This is a genomic window from Flavobacterium psychroterrae (genome assembly GCF_018380615.1).
GTDB classification, from domain to species: domain Bacteria; phylum Bacteroidota; class Bacteroidia; order Flavobacteriales; family Flavobacteriaceae; genus Flavobacterium; species Flavobacterium psychroterrae.
Genome location: NZ_JAGYVZ010000005.1, coordinates 21910 through 38841 on the forward strand (window position 1 = coordinate 21910; position 16932 = coordinate 38841).

The window sequence follows — 16932 nt, forward strand, 5'->3', positions numbered from 1 at the left end:
TAAGGAGTTAATTTTGAAATAAGATAAAACTAAAATTAAAAATATGAAAAAAATTACATTCATAATAGTTGTTACATTCTTATTTTCATGCAAATCTGACATTCAAAAAAAAGAACAACTAGAATTAAAAAATTCGGACAAAGTTCTGAATGAATCAATAAGCTATCTAAGTACCATCGCTTGGCCAATCAATACAGATTCATTATTGACAATTTATAATACTTTAAAAAATACAGATAAAATAGAGTTTTCTAAGAAAATCAATTCAATATCTCAAAATGCGAAAATAGAACAAGAAAGAGTTGATAATCGAATACTTGAAATGAATAAAGAATTAGATCAGAAAAAAATAAAACAAACCGTTCAAGAAGAAATTAATTGGAAAAAAACCAAAGCCGGAAAACTTCAAATAAAACATCCTATCTGGTCAAAGGAAGACTGCGAAAAGATTGTCAATAATAAAATATGGATAGGAATGTCTATTGATATGTTGCAGTATATGAATGGAAAACCAAATAGTGCAAATCCTTCAAACTACGGAAACGGAACAGAATGGCAATGGTGTTGGGATGATATTAGCCCTTCATGTTTTTACGGTGGAGATGATGGAATTATAACATCGTATAACTAAAGTAAATAAACTTAATTGCGAAGTTTTTCCAAACAAAAAATCAGGTGTTTTTACTTGGTGTTTAGTTTAAATTAAAGACGATGTTTGTTTTCAATTTAACTCAATAACTAATATGAACCCATTTTATAAAAAAAATTAAGATGTACGAAAGTTTAACAAAAAAATATAAAGATCAAAGTCCTAGAAAATACTTTGCACATTTTCCATTTAATGGAGAAGAAGGACAAACTTGGGAAACTCCATTCTCTTATTTATCCAAAATGACAAGAAATCAAGAAGAATGGAACTTTAAGACAGAAGAATTCAGAAATAAATATCCAAATCAAAATTATCCTATTCTTACTAATTATTTGAATTACACTTTTTTGAGAGTTGTAGAACAAAATAAAATTGTTTATTCAAAAGAAAAAGACAAATGCTGTTTTAATACTGGTCTTCAAACGAAAAGAGGTAAAGATATTTTTGCAACTTTTTTTAAAAATGGTCAAGCAAAAGACAGGAATCAATGCGACTGGACATTTTACGCATTTATTGACAGTTATTCAGAAAAAATGCAGTTTTATTCTCCTACACCTGAAATAGCAACATATATTGATGACGCAAATGATTTAGTTTTTGATACTAAACTAGAAATTGATACAAATTTGACTCATATAGTTGAACAAAATATTACTAGGTTTCCCTCAATTTTACAAGGAAATGCTAAAATGGCGGAAAACATTATACTTGGTTCAATTCAAGCTTTGAAAGAAAAAGTTAAACGTAATTATAAAATTGCTATACCTCATTGGTATGAAGGAAAAATACAATTATTACTACCACTTGTATTGACAAATGAGGAAAACTTAGCAGAACTTGCTTTCGTAATAGATAAGGATAAACAACGCAATATTTATAGAGGAAAGACAATTTTAACTATGGATATGGCATATATAGATGCTAGATTAATTACAAAACCAGATGACGACTGGCTAACTCCATAAATTTGGCAAAATGTTGTGCGAGACTTAAAACAATTTTCGTGAAATATAAATCCGTGCCCTCAATAAAACACAATACTAATATAAAAAATTAATTTTTTGTGACCATAGATTGAAAATCATTTACTATCAGGTGCTATAAGTACGGGTAAAACAAACCAAAAAGATATAAAAGAGCAACCAAATACATGTGAATACGACTAAAAAATAAAGAAAACAACATTAAAAAAAATATGGACGCAGGAAAAAGAACAATTAATGACATTTTTAACGGAAATAGAATTTTAGAAATTCCATTTTTTCAACGAGCATATGTTTGGGGAGATGATCAATGGGAAAGACTTTTGGAAGATATGGAAAACGTAAGTTTATCAAACAAACCATATTTTTTAGGCTCAGTAATTTTAAAACAACAGCCGACAAATACAGCAAACCAAGTTGGTGACATTAGAACTTTAATTGATGGACAACAGCGTTTAACAACACTAAATATTTTTTTTAAAGTTTTATGTTTAAAAACAAATCAAAATTCAACTTTTGAGAGAATTTTTAAACTTATTAGTAACGACATCGCTTTAAAACATAATCACAACGACATTCAAGCATTCGAAATTATTCTGAATTTAACAGAGGAAAAAGATTTGATTGGAGAAGACAATATTACGAAAGCTTACACATTTTTTAAAAAGAGCATTGACCCAACCAAACTTAATTTTCAAAATATACTTTCAAAAATTTTATTTGTTGGTATTGATCTTGATGAAAACGAAGACGAACAGCAAATTTTTGACACAATAAATTCCTTAGGAGTCAAACTTACAACAGCTGAATTATTAAAAAATTACTTTTTTAATAGAAACGAAATAAATTCATATAACATTTATTGGAAAAATGTTTTCGAAAAAGATGATGAAACTAAAAATTATTGGGATCGAGAAATAACAACAGGTCGTTTAAAAAGAACTTTTATAGATTTATTTTTCTACTCCTATTTACAAATTAAAATTCAAGAAAATACATTTTCTGTAAAAACAGATGATAAAATTGAATTTTCAAAAGTTGAACAACTTTTTGAATCGTATAAAAAATTCATAAAAGAATACTTGAGTAATGACAAGAATTTAATTCTTGCTGAAATTAAAGAATATGCTTTGCTCTTTCAAGAAAATTTTAATTTTGATATTATTGAAAATGAATTAACTAACCAGTATGGTGTAGAAAGAATTAATGCAATTATATTTGGTCTTGAAACTTCAACCCTAATTCCTTATGTTCTTTATATTCTCAAAAACGTTACTGATATTCAAACAAAAAAAGAATTGTTTGAGTTTTTAGAAAGTTTCATAATGCGAAGAATGACAGTTCATGCAAATACCAAAAACTACAATCAATTATTTACAGACAGATTGATTTCGCATCAAATTTTATCTAAGCAACAATTCACAGACTTTTTGGAAACACAATCTGATAAAATTAACTTTCTTCCAACTGATGAAGAATTAAAAAAAGGTTTTCATTCTGAGATTTTAGTCAATAAACAATCAGCAGGAATTTTATATTTAATTGAATCAAAAATTAGAAATAGAAGTTTACAATCAACACAAGTATTAGGAATAAGCAAATATAGTTTAGAACATTTAATGCCAAAAAAATGGGAAAATCATTGGGGGAAATTATCAAATCAAGAAGACCGAATTAAAAGAAATAGAAAACTTTTAACCCTCGGAAATTTAACTATTATAACACAATCTTTAAATGCAACTATTAGGGATTCAAGTTGGACGACAAAGAAAAAAGGTAAAGCAGATAAAAAAGGTTTACTTCAATATTCAAGTGGACTTGAGACAATTTCAAAATATTTACACCTTCCAGAATGGAATGAAAATACAATAGAAGAACGAGCAGACGATTTATATGAACAAGCAAAAATGGTATGGAAAATATAAGTTACTATCACTGTGTGAAGTTTTCTTTCTTAAAACCCGATCGCGGATATATCTTCATGTTAGATCGCGCTGATTTACAATCCGTACCAGCAACGGCGAAAAATAATACAATATAAAATAACAATTTTGAATATTTAACTTTTAAAATTTCATAAATATGAGCAATCAAAAGCCACCCAACGGACCAAGTAAAACAGGAAACCCATCCGGACCAGGAAGAGGAAACAATCCGCCAAGTCCCCCTTCTAAACCGTCAGCACCAAAAACTTCTAAATAAGTTCGATGGCGCGAAGATTAACGTTCACATAATATTAAAAATCTAATCTTTTTGGGCAAGGATTGCAAATCTGCGATATCTGATAAAAATGCTGGAATAAACAAAAAAACACACTAAAAAAACAACAATGACAAAAGAGGAACTAAACAAACTATCACAAAAAATTGAAAATGTTTCGACTAATTTTCAACTTAAACCGTTTACAGACAATATAAAGTTACTCAAAGAAGATTTTGATATTAATGAAATAAAAACACCTCAACAATACTTGAAAACTATTGACGATATTACTGAAATATTACGTCAAACTCGTCTTTTGTTTCTTTATTCAGTTTTTAATAAAGTTTGTACGGAACAAGACAAACTTTATCATTTTGCTACTCCATACAAAGCAAGTATGAGTTATAGTGCTGTAATCAAAAAAGGGAATAGTTTTTACCTTTTAGACGAAGATGGAGATTTTAGCGAAATTTTTACAAGTGAATCTTTTATGCAATTTATTGATGATGAGTATTGGGAATTATACGAATAATAATGTAGCTTGAGTAACATTAAAAACACATAAAAAGGTAATCATAAAAAACTAAAAAATGAAACTACAATACTTGCTTGGATTTATTATTTTAGTTAATAATTTACTTTTTTCACAAGTAAAAACAACTAATAATAATGTTTGGGTTGCAAAAGAATACAGTAAAGATGTTGCACTTTATAATTCAAAAAATTTCTTATTTAAAGATGTTTTAGGCTCGACAACCGAAATCGTACAATTTGAAATAATTCCCCTTGCAGCTGCAAGTTCTGGAGAATTAACAACTTTGCTGTATAAATGTGAAAGTAAACAAAAAGAAGGTTTAGTATTAGGGTTTTATGGGAATTATTGGAACGATGCTGGCGTTCTTTATCAAGGTTACGCTTTTAAAAATTTTGAAAAAAACGAAGCAATCGAATTTTTAAACAAGATACAAACTGCTATTGAAGACAATAAAAAATTTATAAACGATCAGGCTGATAACAATAATATTTTTTTTAAATATGATGATATTGATGTTTTAATTTATTCATCTTCCCAAAATTACACAATTAGACTATTTTGGAAAGGCTTTGATAGTTCTTGGGAAAAAACTGCTTTTGACCGTTCAAAAAGAAGATTTGAAAAGAAAATCAAATAAAAAGTATCTTTCATAAAGGTCTTCAACTCCTAGCGATGCTATAAATTACTTGATAAATAACCAATTCACAAAGAATCTATAAAAACAAAAAAACATCCCAAAAGAAAACTCTTTTGGGATGTTTTTATTAACTATAATCAGAAAAGAGATTTACACTTCCTCTTCTACTTTTAAAATTTCTAATTTCAAATTACCTTTTTTAGCAGGCCATTCTATAATATCACCTACTTTGTAGCCAACCATTGCAATACCTTCATCTGAAAGAACCGAAATTTTGTTTTTGCTTGTTTTTGCTTTTTCAGGACCAACAAGTAAAATTGTTTTTTGTTCGTTACTGCTGTGGTCTTTATAAGTTATTTTTCGGTTTATTGAAACTATATCTTCCGGCAGATTCTTTCGCAATACCTGCGTTGCTTTTTTTAACTGACCTAATAGCAACTCTTCTTCTTGTGGTGTTACTTTTTTACGTCTTACGTGATCTTTAATTAAATCGTATGTTCCTGTTGTTAATATAATATTTTCTGACATGACTTTCTTGTTTGCTTCATTTTAAATAGATTGCGACATACACTCTTCACTGAATATCTTGCAGCCAGGGCAAATTCAATGATATCACATCCTAAATAAAAATTGAAGATTAAATAAATGACTATATATAATAAAAGGATCCCTGCCTAGAGTTGCGACAGGGCAGAATTAATAAACTCTTTTGAGCTTTTTAAGAAAGTATCATCATGCAAATACGATAATGTGCACATCAGGCACATTAAACAGCTATTTACTAAATAAAAATTTGAAGTTTCCATTGTGTTTTATTCTTGTTGCAAGATACGCTTTTTTCTTACAAAAACATAGAGGTAATAAAAAGAGTCATTTATCACATTTTAATATTGCTGTGAAGAAAGTCTATATTGCATTTGATTGTAAATAAATCTTGTGCAAATCATCCAACAATTCCATTTCTTGTTCTGGTAAAAGTTGCAATGCAATTTCAAGGAAAGTCATTACATTAATATCTGTATTTGCGGTAATACTTGACAGACTTTTTGCTTCATCATTTAACAAAATAATACTCGCTTTGAGCAAATCCGAGACCATCAAATTAAGTTCGTTATAACCGGAAACTTTTAGCTTTATGCTAAACGAATTTTCACTATTATTTTCATGTTTTAGTTTTCTGAAATCTTTTGTTTTATTCATTAATTCAAAAAAATCTGCGGCTTGTTTTGTATCTTTTATTTCCATGTTTAATGAGATTCTGTTTATTTATTAAAGAACAAACTTACAAAATTATCGGTTGAAAACAATCGGTTTTTTACAATTACTTAAAAACAATCTATTACTTGTAATTTCATTCTCATGAATAGAACAAGAAAAAGTGAAATTCCAGAAGTTGTTACACAATTAGGAATCAGGATAAAAGATGTAATTGAGGAAAATAAGTTAAAGCAAAGAGAAGTTGCGCATGATGCTGAAATGGATGTAGAAAACTTAAGAAAATACATTAAAGGCAAACAGGAAATGAAAATAAGTACTTTGTTTAAAATAGCTCAATCTTTAAAAATATCTCCAAGTGATTTAATTAAAGATTTGTAACTCGAAATATTTCTTTGCATCAAATGAAAATACATTCAAAATTTAGAACTTTATTTTTACTTAAAGTAAACATACTTTTTTTCATAATTGATTCGTTTTGTATTTATTACCTTTTCAATGGTTTTAAAAATCAAGATTATATGATGATTTTAGAATCGGTACTATTTTTAGCATTGAGTCTATTTCTCCACATTCTTCATCTTCGTACGGTTAATGAAATTATTGTTTTGGAAGATGGGTTACAAAAAACAACTTTACTTTCAGGTAAGGTAGAATTTATTCCATTTTCGTCTATTGTAAATATTCAAACAAAACGCATTTCAGCATCTTATAGCAAGGGAGGACAAATTACTACGGGTTATTTTGAAAGTACAATACTTCTTGAAAATGGTACTGAATTATGTATTGACCCCGACTATGACAATTATCTGGAAATTGTTGTCGCAGTAAGACATAATATTTAAAAAATAAAGTATTATTCGAAACATAAAAATTACACGAAAATATCTTTTATAACTTTTACATTTTATAAAATGCTTTTTTGTGTTTCGAAGATTGAATCAAGTGTAATCAGATTATAATAATAAATGAAACTAAAAAACCACAAGTTTTTCAAAAAATATAGAATTCTTAAATATATATTATTAATCCATCTGGCATTTTCACTGCTTATTTTTACTTCAGAGCTCATTCATGGTGTTATTGATGGAAATATTCTTGGAAATTTTCAAAAACGTTTTGAAAACTATAAAGCATTTGACAATCCGGAACAATACTTAAAAAAAGATTATTTTGTTGTAGACACCGCCTATATTGAAATAACATCTGATGGTAGTTCTAGAAGAAAAAACACTATAATTAAGGGCAATTTAATCAATTCAAAAAACAAAAAAGAGTTAAGTTGCAGTTATAGAAATATAATCTTAATAGATGAAAATTATAATTTCAATGAAAAAATAAAAGTTATAAAAGTATGGCGAAATACAATTAATGACGAAGTTTTTTTAGGAGGTAAAAACTACATTAGTCGTGAAAAAACGAATGCAGGCGGAGGAATATATTCTTATTTTTCTCTTATACCGCTTATCATAATTCTACTAATTTTAAAAAACAAATCAGAAAACCAACGTAATGAATTATAAAAAGCTACCACAAATTAAAATCTAGATAGCAAGTACAAATTCAACAATAAACCACAAAATAACTACAACTTTAAACAAGTAAATTCTTTAATTTGATTGCTATTTGAGATAGTTCTAAAACTTATATAAAATTTAAAAAATGAAGACTTATTTTGTAGACTCGTTTACGAACGAAAAATTTAAAGGAAATCCGGCTGCAGTTTGTTTACCTAACACAGAACTAGACAGCGAAACAATGCAAAATATTGCTACAGAAATTGGATTTTCGGAAACTGCCTTTATAAAGCAAATCTCAGATAACAATTATAGCATTCGGTTTTTTTCGCCAAAAACAGAAATTCCATTATGTGGGCACGCAACATTGGCTTCATCAAAAATAGTTTTCGATACAACTTCATTCGAAAATATAAAATTTATCAACGCTGAAAATGTTGAGTTGCCTATTGCCAAAGTAGGAAATAAAATCAAAATGCAATTTCCTGTTTACAACACTCAAGAAACCGAAGTTCCTCAGGAAATGACAGACGCACTTGGAATTTCTGAAATTTCGAATAAAAGATACAGTCCTAAAAACAAAATAATTTTAATTGAAATTAAATGTGCGATTGAACTTGCCAATTTAAAACCTGATTTTACGGCTTTAGTAAATTCATATTCCGGAATTAATGGCGTTTTAGTAACCGCAGTTTCAGACACCGCAAATTTCGATTTTCATTACCGTTATTTTTGGCCTTGGTCCGGCACAAATGAAGATCCTGTAACTGGCGGCGTTCAAACTTTTTTGACTAAATACTGGTCAGAAAGACTGAACAAAACAAAATTCAATGCTTATCAGTCTTCGTCAAGAACAGGAACAATGAGCACGGAACTTGTAGCTGATAAAGTTTTTATTTTAGGCGAAGCGGTAACAGTATTAGAAGGAGAATTTAATTTATAATTTTTTAAATCTGGATTTACGGCTTTACGTAAGGTAATTAATACTAAACGAGTTAATTTTGGAAAAATAATTTTTATCTGTTTAAAACCAATAAAAAACATTCTGATGAAACTCATAATTAAACTCGTTATTTTAATTTTCAACCTGACTTTATCTGCACAATCAGACAATTTTATTGGTGATTATTCGCGTTCACTCAGCGAAGAAGGAAACCATATCATAGAATATAAACTAACCTTAAATCAAAACGGGACATTCCTGTTTCATTCCTATACAAAAATGCAAGGCGGAACTCCTCCGGAAGTGAACAAATACGGAAAAGGAAAATGGACTGCAAAAGACAATCTGATTACTTTTTCGGCAAATAAAAACGAAGATTTTGATGAAAAATATACCTTGAATTTTAATAAATCTACGGCAAGATTTATAACTAAAAACCCAAGAAACAAAACCGATCAAATCGTTAAAACAAGACTTGCGTTTATTGCCTCAGGAATTTTCTGGATGCAACGAATTGATGTTTTTAAAGTGTGACACCTTTAACTTTGCACTTATAACATACTAGAGCACAAAATATAAAAATGCCACAAGAAAATATTTTTTGTGGCTTTTTTTATAAATAGAAAAAATCAATCTTTGTCAAAACGGATTATAAGTTTTACTATCTAAAAAACAAATAACTATAATTTTAAAAATATACGAATGAAAATACTTTTGTTCCTTCTCTTTAACTTTTCATTTCTTTTTGCTCAAAATAAAAGTAGTACAGTTTATAAAGAATATTATGAGAACAGTTCGGTAATTAAAGTTAAAGGTTTCATGTCTGACATAGGCACTAAAGAGGGTTTATGGAACCGGTATACAAAAAATGGTGTGCTGGGAATAACAGGGAATTTTGAAAATGATCGAGAAATAGGTATTTGGAAAGAATTTTACGAGAGCGGGAAAATAATGAAAACCGCAAACTACATTAATGGGAAGAAAGCTTTACAAAAATATTATTATGAAAGCGGAACACTAATTTCTGAAACAAACTATATCAATGGAAAAAAAGAAGGTGAAGTAATTGTTTATTGGGAAAACGGAAAAATAAAATCCAAAGAGAATTATCTACATAATAACCAAATTGGTAAGTTCAGTATTTATTCTAAGAATGAAATTTTGATAGGTGAAGGAACTTATTCAAACGACTCAAACGAAATAGGAATTTGGAAATACTTTTTCGCTGACGGAACTATACGCCAAGAGATTGATTATTCTTCAGAAAAAGAAAAAAAAGAAACTACTTATGACAGTAGCGGAAAAATTATAGACGTTAAATACGAAAAAAGATTATAGTCTAATTGATAACCATGCTATTAAACAACTAAAAAAACATGACACAAACCTCCACCGAACCCTTAAAACCAAAACAACATTTTGAAATTCTCGACGGATTAAGAGGAATAGCCGCTTTGGCGATTGTGTTTTTTCATTTTATGGAAATAGTTTATCCGCCTAAAGATAATTTTATAGCGCATGGTTTTTTAGCCGTTGATTTTTTCTTTTGCCTTTCCGGATTTGTGATTGCCTACGCCTATAATGACCGAATTGGCAAAATGAAACTTACCGACTTTTTTACGTTACGATTAATCAGGTTGCATCCTTTGGTTGTTTTTGGCTCTGTATTGGGTTTATTGGCTTTTCTATTTGATCCGTTTGGCGAACATTCTGAAACCTACGAAACAGGCAAAGTGATCTTGATATTTTTGGCCTCGGCATTTCTGATTCCTTTTCCGGTAATGGCAGATCGTTATTTTAATTTATTTGGTTTAAATGCGCCCGGATGGTCTTTGTTTTGGGAATATGTTGCCAATATTCTGTATGCGCTTTTCCTTTACAAATTAGGCCGTCGTTCTCTATTTTTATTGACTGTTTTGGCTGGAGCAGGAATTTGTTTTACAAGTTATCACGCTGGAGGTTCGTTAATGGGCGGATGGAGTGGAGAAACCTTTTGGGATGGTTTTGCTCGCATTTCGTATTCTTTTTTGGCAGGAATGCTTATTTACCGCTCCAATTGGATTATTAAATCAAAACTGGGCTTTATTGGTTTATCGGTTTTATTGCTTTTAACTTTCTTTATCCCTTTTTCTGATTATAATTGGCTCACAGAACCTTTAGTGGTTTTACTCTATTTCCCAATATTGATTGTATTAGGTGCCGGAGCAACTCTAAAACCAATATTCAGAAAACTGTGTATCTTCTTCGGAAAAATATCGTACCCGCTATACATGACGCATTACGCAGCCATGTGGATATTTGCAAATTATTACACCAAATACAAACCGGAAACGGGTCAACTGGCTTTGATTATGTTTGCAGGAACATTGTTTTTATTGGGTATCGCTTATTTGACGATGGTTTTTTATGATATCCCAATTAGAAAATATCTTACGGATAGGAGAAAAAAGATTTAAAATATATTTCGGCAAAGTCGCAAAGACGTAAATTTTTTATTTACAATACTGATTAAAGTTTTTTTTCACGCAGATTAAAAAAGATTTAAGCAGATGGTAGCAGATTTATAAAATCAAAATTAAATCTGCGTGAAAAAAACTTTGCGACTCCTGCGCCTTTGCGCGATTAAAAAAAACCTTTGTCCCTTTATAATTTCAATACCAAATTCTAAATCCCTAATTTCGCATTTAAATTAGAAGGAGAAAAATGAAGGTCTGTATTGCTGAGAAACCAAGTGTAGCACGCGAAATCGCATCCGTTTTGGGAGCCAATACCAAGCATGATGGATATTATGAAGGCAACGGTTATGCGGTTACTTACACATTTGGTCATTTATGCACTTTAAAAGAACCTAACGATTACAAACCGCACTGGAAAAGCTGGGATTTGAACAACTTACCCATGCTTCCTGATAAATTTGAAACCAAAGTAGTTGAGAATTCAGGCATTCAAAAACAATTTAAAATTGTAAAAAGCTTATTCGATAAAGCCGAATTGGTGATCAATTGCGGGGATGCCGGGCAAGAAGGAGAATTGATTCAGCGTTGGGTCATGAACGAAGCAAACTACAAAGGCGAAGTGCAGCGTTTATGGATTTCGTCCTTAACAACCGAAGCCATAAAAGAAGGTTTTGACAATTTGAAACCTTCTGAAAACTACGATAATTTATTCTACGCCGGATTTTCCAGAGCCATTGGTGATTGGTTATTAGGTATGAATGCCACACGTTTATACACCGTAAAACATGGCGGTTACAAACAAGTATTGTCTATTGGGCGCGTGCAAACGCCAACATTAGCGATGGTTGTAGATCGCTGGAAAGAAATCGAAAATTTTAAACCTCAACCCTATTGGGAATTGCAGACTTTGTACAGAGAAACGCTTTTTAGTTATGAAGAAGGTCGTTTTTTGAAAAAAGAAGATGGACAACTTTTAGCCAATAAAGTCAAAGAAAGCGAATTCGAAATTGTTTCGGTCGAAAAGAAAAACGGAAATGAGTTTGCACCTAAACTATTTGATTTAACGGGATTACAGGTTTATTGCAATACAAAATTTGGATTTTCGGCAGATGAAACGCTTAAAATCGTCCAGACTTTGTACGAACAAAAAGTAGTTACATATCCCAGAGTTGATACGACTTTTTTACCCAATGATATTTATCCGAAAGTACCGGGAATCCTGCAAAAATTATCTAAATACGCCGAGTTAACGCAACCGCTTTTAGGAAAAAAAATAAAAAAATCGCCGAAGGTTTTCAATGATAAAAAAGTTACGGATCACCACGCGATTATTCCAACCGGAATTGAGTCTAATTTGCAATACAATCAGCAGCAAGTCTATGATATTATTACACGCCGATTCATTGCTGTATTTTATGACGATTGTCTGGTTGCCAATACTACAGTAATAGGAAAAGCAGCCGATGTAATGTTTAAAACCACAGGAAAGGAAATCCTGAAAAAAGGATTTAGGGTGGTTTTCGAAGACCCTAACGCTAAAGAAAAAGAAGCCGATTTATTGCCGAGTTTTGTTGTAGGAGAAAAAGGTCCGCACGAACCTTCGTTTTTAGAAAAAGAAACCAAACCGCCCAATCAGTTTACAGAGGCAACTTTACTGCGCGCTATGGAAACCGCAGGAAAACAAGTCGATGACGAAGATTTACGCGAATTGATGAAAGAAAACGGTATTGGTCGTCCGTCAACACGAGCAAATATTATCGAAACGCTTTTTAAACGTCAATACATTGTTCGAAATAAAAAACAGGTTTTACCTACTCCAACCGGGATTCAGCTTATTGATACAATTCAAAATGAACTGATAAAATCGGCAGAATTAACGGGTTCTTGGGAAAAGCAATTGAAGGATATCGAAAAAGGCACTTTTACGGCTGGAGCGTTTATTAAAAACATGAAACGAATGGTTGAAGCTTTGGTAACCGAAGTTCGAAGTGAAACCAGACACGCCAATATTTCGCACGCACAAAGCGTTCAAAAAGAAGTTCTAAAGGTCGAAAAAAAGAAAGCCGCAGGAATTTTAGCCGAAACTTGTCCGAAATGTAAAAAAGCAACCTTGATAAAAGGAAAATCGGCTTACGGTTGTGGCAATTATAAAGCGGGTTGTGATTTTTTATTACCCTATACTTATGCCGACAAAAAAATATCTGAAAACCAATATTTACGATTAGTCCAAAAAGGATCAACAGTTAATATAAAAGGCTTTAAAACCGAAGAAGGAAATGTTGAAGGTTTGATCAGGTTTGAAGAAAATTACAAGCTTAAACTAGAAACAAAGAAAACAGCTCCAAAAGCAAAATCAGAAACAGCATCAAATACAACAGCAGATTCATTAACGTGCCCAAAATGTAGAAAAGGAACAATCATGAAAGGAAAAACCGCTTATGGTTGTGGCGATTATAAGCTGGGTTGCGATTTTAAAGTTACTTTTGATGATGTACGAGCAAAACTAAAAGATCAAAAACCAACTAAGGAATTGGTTTATTCTATTTTGAACGAAAGCGTTTAATTTTTTTGCCACAGATTAAAGAATTAAAATGATTTTTCCTTTTAGTTTTTGCCACGAATTACACGAATTTACACAAATTGTTTTCACGCAGATTCTGCAGATTAAGGCAGATTTTATTTGATTTTTATTTATTAAAATCTGCGAGCATCTGCTTAAATCTTTTTAAATCTGCGTGAACAAAATCATTTTAATCCTTTAATCTGTGGCAGTTTTTTACCTTCCAATTTACATAAATCAATTCGTGAAAATTAGTGCAATTCGTGGCAAACTTTTTTTTCATACTTTAGCACAATTACATTAACACCAAAACCGAAATATATGTTTCAGAAAATTACTCTTTTAATGCTTTTAGTAGCCGTTGTTTCTTGTCAAAAAAAGGAATCTATCGAAAAGGACAAAATCAAAATAGCCGATTGGCTGATTGGAAACTGGGAAAATGCTTCACCAGATGGCGTACTTTCTGAAAATTGGATAAAACTAAACGATAGTACTTTTAGCGCCTCTTCTTATTTTATAAAAGGAAAAGACACTTTGCATTTCGAAAGTATTGTTCTCGCACAAAAAGGAGAAACCTTAACATATTTCGCAACAGTAAAAGGTCAAAATGATGATAAACCTGTTGCATTTCCTTCAACTGCAGAATCAGATAAACAATTGGTTTTCGAAAATCCTAAACATGATTATCCTCAAAAAATCACTTACACAAAAGGTGCTGATAATACTTTGATTGCTGAGATTTCTGGGAAATTAAATGGAAAAGTGAGTTCGGAGAAGTTTGTTATGTTGAAGAAATAATTATGAAAACTGCTTGTTTAGACTGGACTAAAGTCCAGCCCTACAATATGGATCATTCCTTCGGAATTTTAAATTCACAATACCTTCAGTTTGATGAGAAAAGAACCATAGGTTCGACCAATTTTGTAGAGCTGGACTTTAGTCCAGTTTAGAAACATTACGTTCACGAGCAAGATGCTCGTGCCAACGTCAAAAATAAAAAAAACTCAGAATCTCAACAACTTCACAAAAACCTACTCCTTCTCCCCGATTTTATTCACCATAAAAATCATCAGAATTCCTAAAAGTGCCATTACTAAAAACGCCCATTTCATACTTAAATATTCAGAGATAAAGCCCACCATTGGCGGAACAAGTAAAAACCCCAGGTAACCAATTGTAGATATGGATGTTAATGCAGAACCACTGCTTAATTTTGATGATCTTCCGGCAATACCAAATACTAACGGAACGACGCAGGAAACCCCAACTCCAATTAATACATAACCAAAAATTGTTGGATAAATAAAAGGCAACAAAAAACAAATTAAAAATCCTACTGTGATCAAAATTCCGCTGTAAAGGAGGATTCGTTTCGTGCCAAATTTCATTACACCGTAATCTCCAAACAAACGTCCTAAAGTTACTGCTGTTGCAAAAAACACAAATGCAGCACTGGTTAATTTAGGAGAAGCGTGCAATATATTTTCAAAATAAATACCGCTCCAGTCATACATTGTATTTTCGCAAGCCATAGAGACAAAACAAATTATGGCAAACTTAATCAGGTTTTTTTCCGGCATCGAAAAGAACTTCTTTTTTACAGGTACAGGCTGATTATGGATACTCAATGGATAAAAACAAGCCGTAAGCCCCATCATAAAAACACTTACACCTAATAAATGATGCGATGGTGCAATATGCCTTGATACCATAACATAACCCAATCCTGCGCCTGTAAAAACCGCTATACTCCAAACGGCATGAAAACGGGTTATGATTGATTGCGGATATAACTTTTGAACCTCCAGCGATTGTGCGTTAATAGACAAATTAAAAATATTTCGAGAAGCCCCAAAAATTAAAAGTATGATAACCAACTGCCAGACAAAACCAGCCAGACCAGGCAAAGCCAAAACAATATTAAACATAACTGCTCCTAACAGCATGATGTACCGGCTGCTGTATTTATTTAATAACTTTCCTGTAAAAGGCATTGTCAGCATTAAACCTATTGGAAACGCGAATAAAACAGTTCCAAATTCAGCTTCAGATAAATTAAGCTGCGCTTTTATATGCGGAATTCGGGAAACCCACGAAGAATATCCAAATCCGGAAAGGAAAAAAAATACAGTATTTGCTATACGGAATCCTCTGGGAGTATTTTGAAGTTTTTTAAAGAAGGGTAAAATCATGAAGTTTTGCAATTAAAGGCGCAAAATTAAGGCTTTTAAAACCAAATTCATCTCTTTTAACTTTCTTCTGTAAAAACAAATTGCCCTAACTTTGTTGCATTTAAAATGAAACTTCGAAAAGTGTGGATAAACTAAATATAGAATGTTAATAATCAAAAAGACATTAATTTTGTAAATTTTATTTTTAATTATTCTAAATAAGCCTTAAGTTTGTAGAAATAAAAATTAAAATTCATATTATGAAATCTAAGACTTTAAAAACGATAACATTTTTACTTTTAATGTTAGTTGCAACGCCACAATTATTTGCTCACGCTCTTTGGATTGAAACTAAAGCAACCGGAACTAAAGGAAAAGCACAGGAAATTTCAGTTTTCTTCGGAGAATTTTCAGATAATGACATTACAAAAGCAGACAAATGGTTTTCTGATTTAAAAGATTTTTCATTAGTATTAATTTCTCCTTCAAAAAAAGAAACAAAACTTACTTCAAAAGCTTTAGATAATAAATATCAGGCATTTTTTACTCCGGATGAAGATGGCGTTTATACTGTTGTGATGCACCACAAAGTAAAAGATGTTTATGGAACTATGGTGCTGGATTATAATTCAAGTGCTACAGTTATTGTTGGTAGTGCTGAAAAAGGAAATGAAGCTGTTGCAAACTCTAATGTTATTAGTTTATTTTCTAAAGATGCAGCAACTGCAAAACAAAAAACTACAGTAAATGTAAATGCATTGTACGACGGGAAAATTGCAACAAAACAAAAAATGAAAGTAATTGCTCCAAACGGATGGGAAAAAGAATTATGGAGTAATGACAAAGGAGAAATCTCTTTTACACCAATCTGGTCAGGTAACTATATGGTAGAATTTGCTTATACTGAAAAAGCTTCCGGTGATCACAACGGTAAAAAATATGACGAAATCTGGAAAATGGCAACTTATTTAATTTCGGTTAAATAATTCAAAAACATTATTTCATTTTTAAATTACATAAAACCTTGCTCTTTTGAGCAAGGTTTTTTTTATGCTTAATTGACA

Annotated in this window: 19 protein-coding genes; 16 read left to right on the forward strand and 3 right to left on the reverse strand. The window is 30.9% G+C overall.

Annotated elements, in window-relative coordinates; all coding sequences use genetic code 11:
- Positions 1 to 43: 43 nt before the first annotated feature.
- The 5 genes from KHA90_RS07005 to KHA90_RS07025 all read left to right on the forward strand — a co-directional run bounded on the left by KHA90_RS07005 (position 44) and on the right by KHA90_RS07025 (position 5006).
- A complete protein-coding gene (locus KHA90_RS07005; protein ID WP_213296846.1) occupies positions 44 to 631 on the forward strand; it encodes a hypothetical protein in 588 nt (195 codons plus the stop codon).
- A gap of 140 nt (positions 632 to 771) precedes the next feature.
- On the forward strand, positions 772 to 1614 hold the full coding sequence (locus KHA90_RS07010; protein WP_213296849.1) for a DUF3825 domain-containing protein: 843 nt from the start codon (positions 772 to 774) through the stop codon (positions 1612 to 1614).
- A 230-nt stretch (positions 1615 to 1844) separates the two neighbouring features.
- Positions 1845 to 3557, forward strand: a complete 1713-nt coding sequence (locus KHA90_RS07015) for a DUF262 domain-containing protein (RefSeq protein ID WP_213296852.1) — start codon at positions 1845 to 1847, stop codon at positions 3555 to 3557.
- Positions 3558 to 3961: 404 nt separating this feature from the next.
- Positions 3962 to 4366: a hypothetical protein gene (locus tag KHA90_RS07020; RefSeq protein WP_213296855.1), complete on the forward strand. Its 405-nt coding sequence runs from the start codon at positions 3962 to 3964 to the stop codon at positions 4364 to 4366.
- Positions 4367 to 4424: 58 nt separating this feature from the next.
- Entirely contained in the window at positions 4425 to 5006 is a 582-nt protein-coding gene (locus KHA90_RS07025) for a hypothetical protein (RefSeq protein WP_213296858.1), read from the forward strand.
- 150 nt (positions 5007 to 5156) lie between these two features.
- Here the strand turns inward: KHA90_RS07025 and KHA90_RS07030 are convergent, their stop codons facing one another.
- Positions 5157 to 5534 (reverse strand): GreA/GreB family elongation factor, encoded by a 378-nt coding sequence (locus KHA90_RS07030; protein ID WP_213296861.1) that lies wholly within the window; start codon positions 5532 to 5534, stop codon positions 5157 to 5159.
- Positions 5535 to 5912: 378 nt separating this feature from the next.
- Entirely contained in the window at positions 5913 to 6251 is a 339-nt protein-coding gene (locus tag KHA90_RS07035; RefSeq protein WP_213296864.1) for a hypothetical protein, read from the reverse strand.
- Positions 6252 to 6365: 114 nt separating this feature from the next.
- Between KHA90_RS07035 and KHA90_RS07040 the strand changes: the two genes are divergently transcribed.
- The 10 genes from KHA90_RS07040 to KHA90_RS07085 all read left to right on the forward strand — a co-directional run bounded on the left by KHA90_RS07040 (position 6366) and on the right by KHA90_RS07085 (position 14647).
- Positions 6366 to 6602, forward strand: a complete 237-nt coding sequence (locus tag KHA90_RS07040; RefSeq protein WP_213296866.1) for a helix-turn-helix domain-containing protein — start codon at positions 6366 to 6368, stop codon at positions 6600 to 6602.
- A gap of 140 nt (positions 6603 to 6742) precedes the next feature.
- Entirely contained in the window at positions 6743 to 7066 is a 324-nt protein-coding gene (locus KHA90_RS07045) for a hypothetical protein (protein ID WP_213296868.1), read from the forward strand.
- Positions 7067 to 7189: 123 nt separating this feature from the next.
- Positions 7190 to 7744 (forward strand): hypothetical protein, encoded by a 555-nt coding sequence (locus KHA90_RS07050; RefSeq protein WP_213296870.1) that lies wholly within the window; start codon positions 7190 to 7192, stop codon positions 7742 to 7744.
- A 139-nt stretch (positions 7745 to 7883) separates the two neighbouring features.
- Complete coding sequence (locus KHA90_RS07055) at positions 7884 to 8681, forward strand: PhzF family phenazine biosynthesis protein (RefSeq protein WP_213296872.1); 798 nt, start codon at positions 7884 to 7886, stop codon at positions 8679 to 8681.
- A 105-nt stretch (positions 8682 to 8786) separates the two neighbouring features.
- On the forward strand, positions 8787 to 9215 hold the full coding sequence (locus tag KHA90_RS07060) for a hypothetical protein (RefSeq protein WP_213296874.1): 429 nt from the start codon (positions 8787 to 8789) through the stop codon (positions 9213 to 9215).
- A 168-nt stretch (positions 9216 to 9383) separates the two neighbouring features.
- Positions 9384 to 10019, forward strand: coding sequence for a toxin-antitoxin system YwqK family antitoxin (locus KHA90_RS07065; protein WP_213296876.1), 636 nt, complete (start codon positions 9384 to 9386; stop codon positions 10017 to 10019).
- Between the two features lie 38 nt (positions 10020 to 10057).
- Entirely contained in the window at positions 10058 to 11137 is a 1080-nt protein-coding gene (locus tag KHA90_RS07070) for an acyltransferase family protein (protein ID WP_213296878.1), read from the forward strand.
- 247 nt (positions 11138 to 11384) lie between these two features.
- On the forward strand, positions 11385 to 13700 hold the full coding sequence (locus tag KHA90_RS07075; protein ID WP_213296880.1) for a type IA DNA topoisomerase: 2316 nt from the start codon (positions 11385 to 11387) through the stop codon (positions 13698 to 13700).
- Between the two features lie 318 nt (positions 13701 to 14018).
- The gene (locus KHA90_RS07080) at positions 14019 to 14495 is read left to right on the forward strand and encodes a DUF6265 family protein (RefSeq protein ID WP_213296882.1); all 477 of its coding nucleotides are present in this window, start codon (positions 14019 to 14021) and stop codon (positions 14493 to 14495) included.
- Positions 14496 to 14497: 2 nt separating this feature from the next.
- A complete protein-coding gene (locus tag KHA90_RS07085; RefSeq protein ID WP_213296884.1) occupies positions 14498 to 14647 on the forward strand; it encodes a hypothetical protein in 150 nt (49 codons plus the stop codon).
- Between the two features lie 81 nt (positions 14648 to 14728).
- On the opposite strand, the gene KHA90_RS07090 is transcribed toward KHA90_RS07085, so the two are convergent.
- On the reverse strand, positions 14729 to 15889 hold the full coding sequence (locus tag KHA90_RS07090; protein WP_213296886.1) for an MFS transporter: 1161 nt from the start codon (positions 15887 to 15889) through the stop codon (positions 14729 to 14731).
- A 239-nt stretch (positions 15890 to 16128) separates the two neighbouring features.
- Here KHA90_RS07090 and KHA90_RS07095 point away from each other — a divergent pair, with 239 nt between their 5' ends.
- A complete protein-coding gene (locus KHA90_RS07095; RefSeq protein WP_213296888.1) occupies positions 16129 to 16854 on the forward strand; it encodes a hypothetical protein in 726 nt (241 codons plus the stop codon).
- The last annotated feature ends 78 nt before the right edge of the window (positions 16855 to 16932 follow it).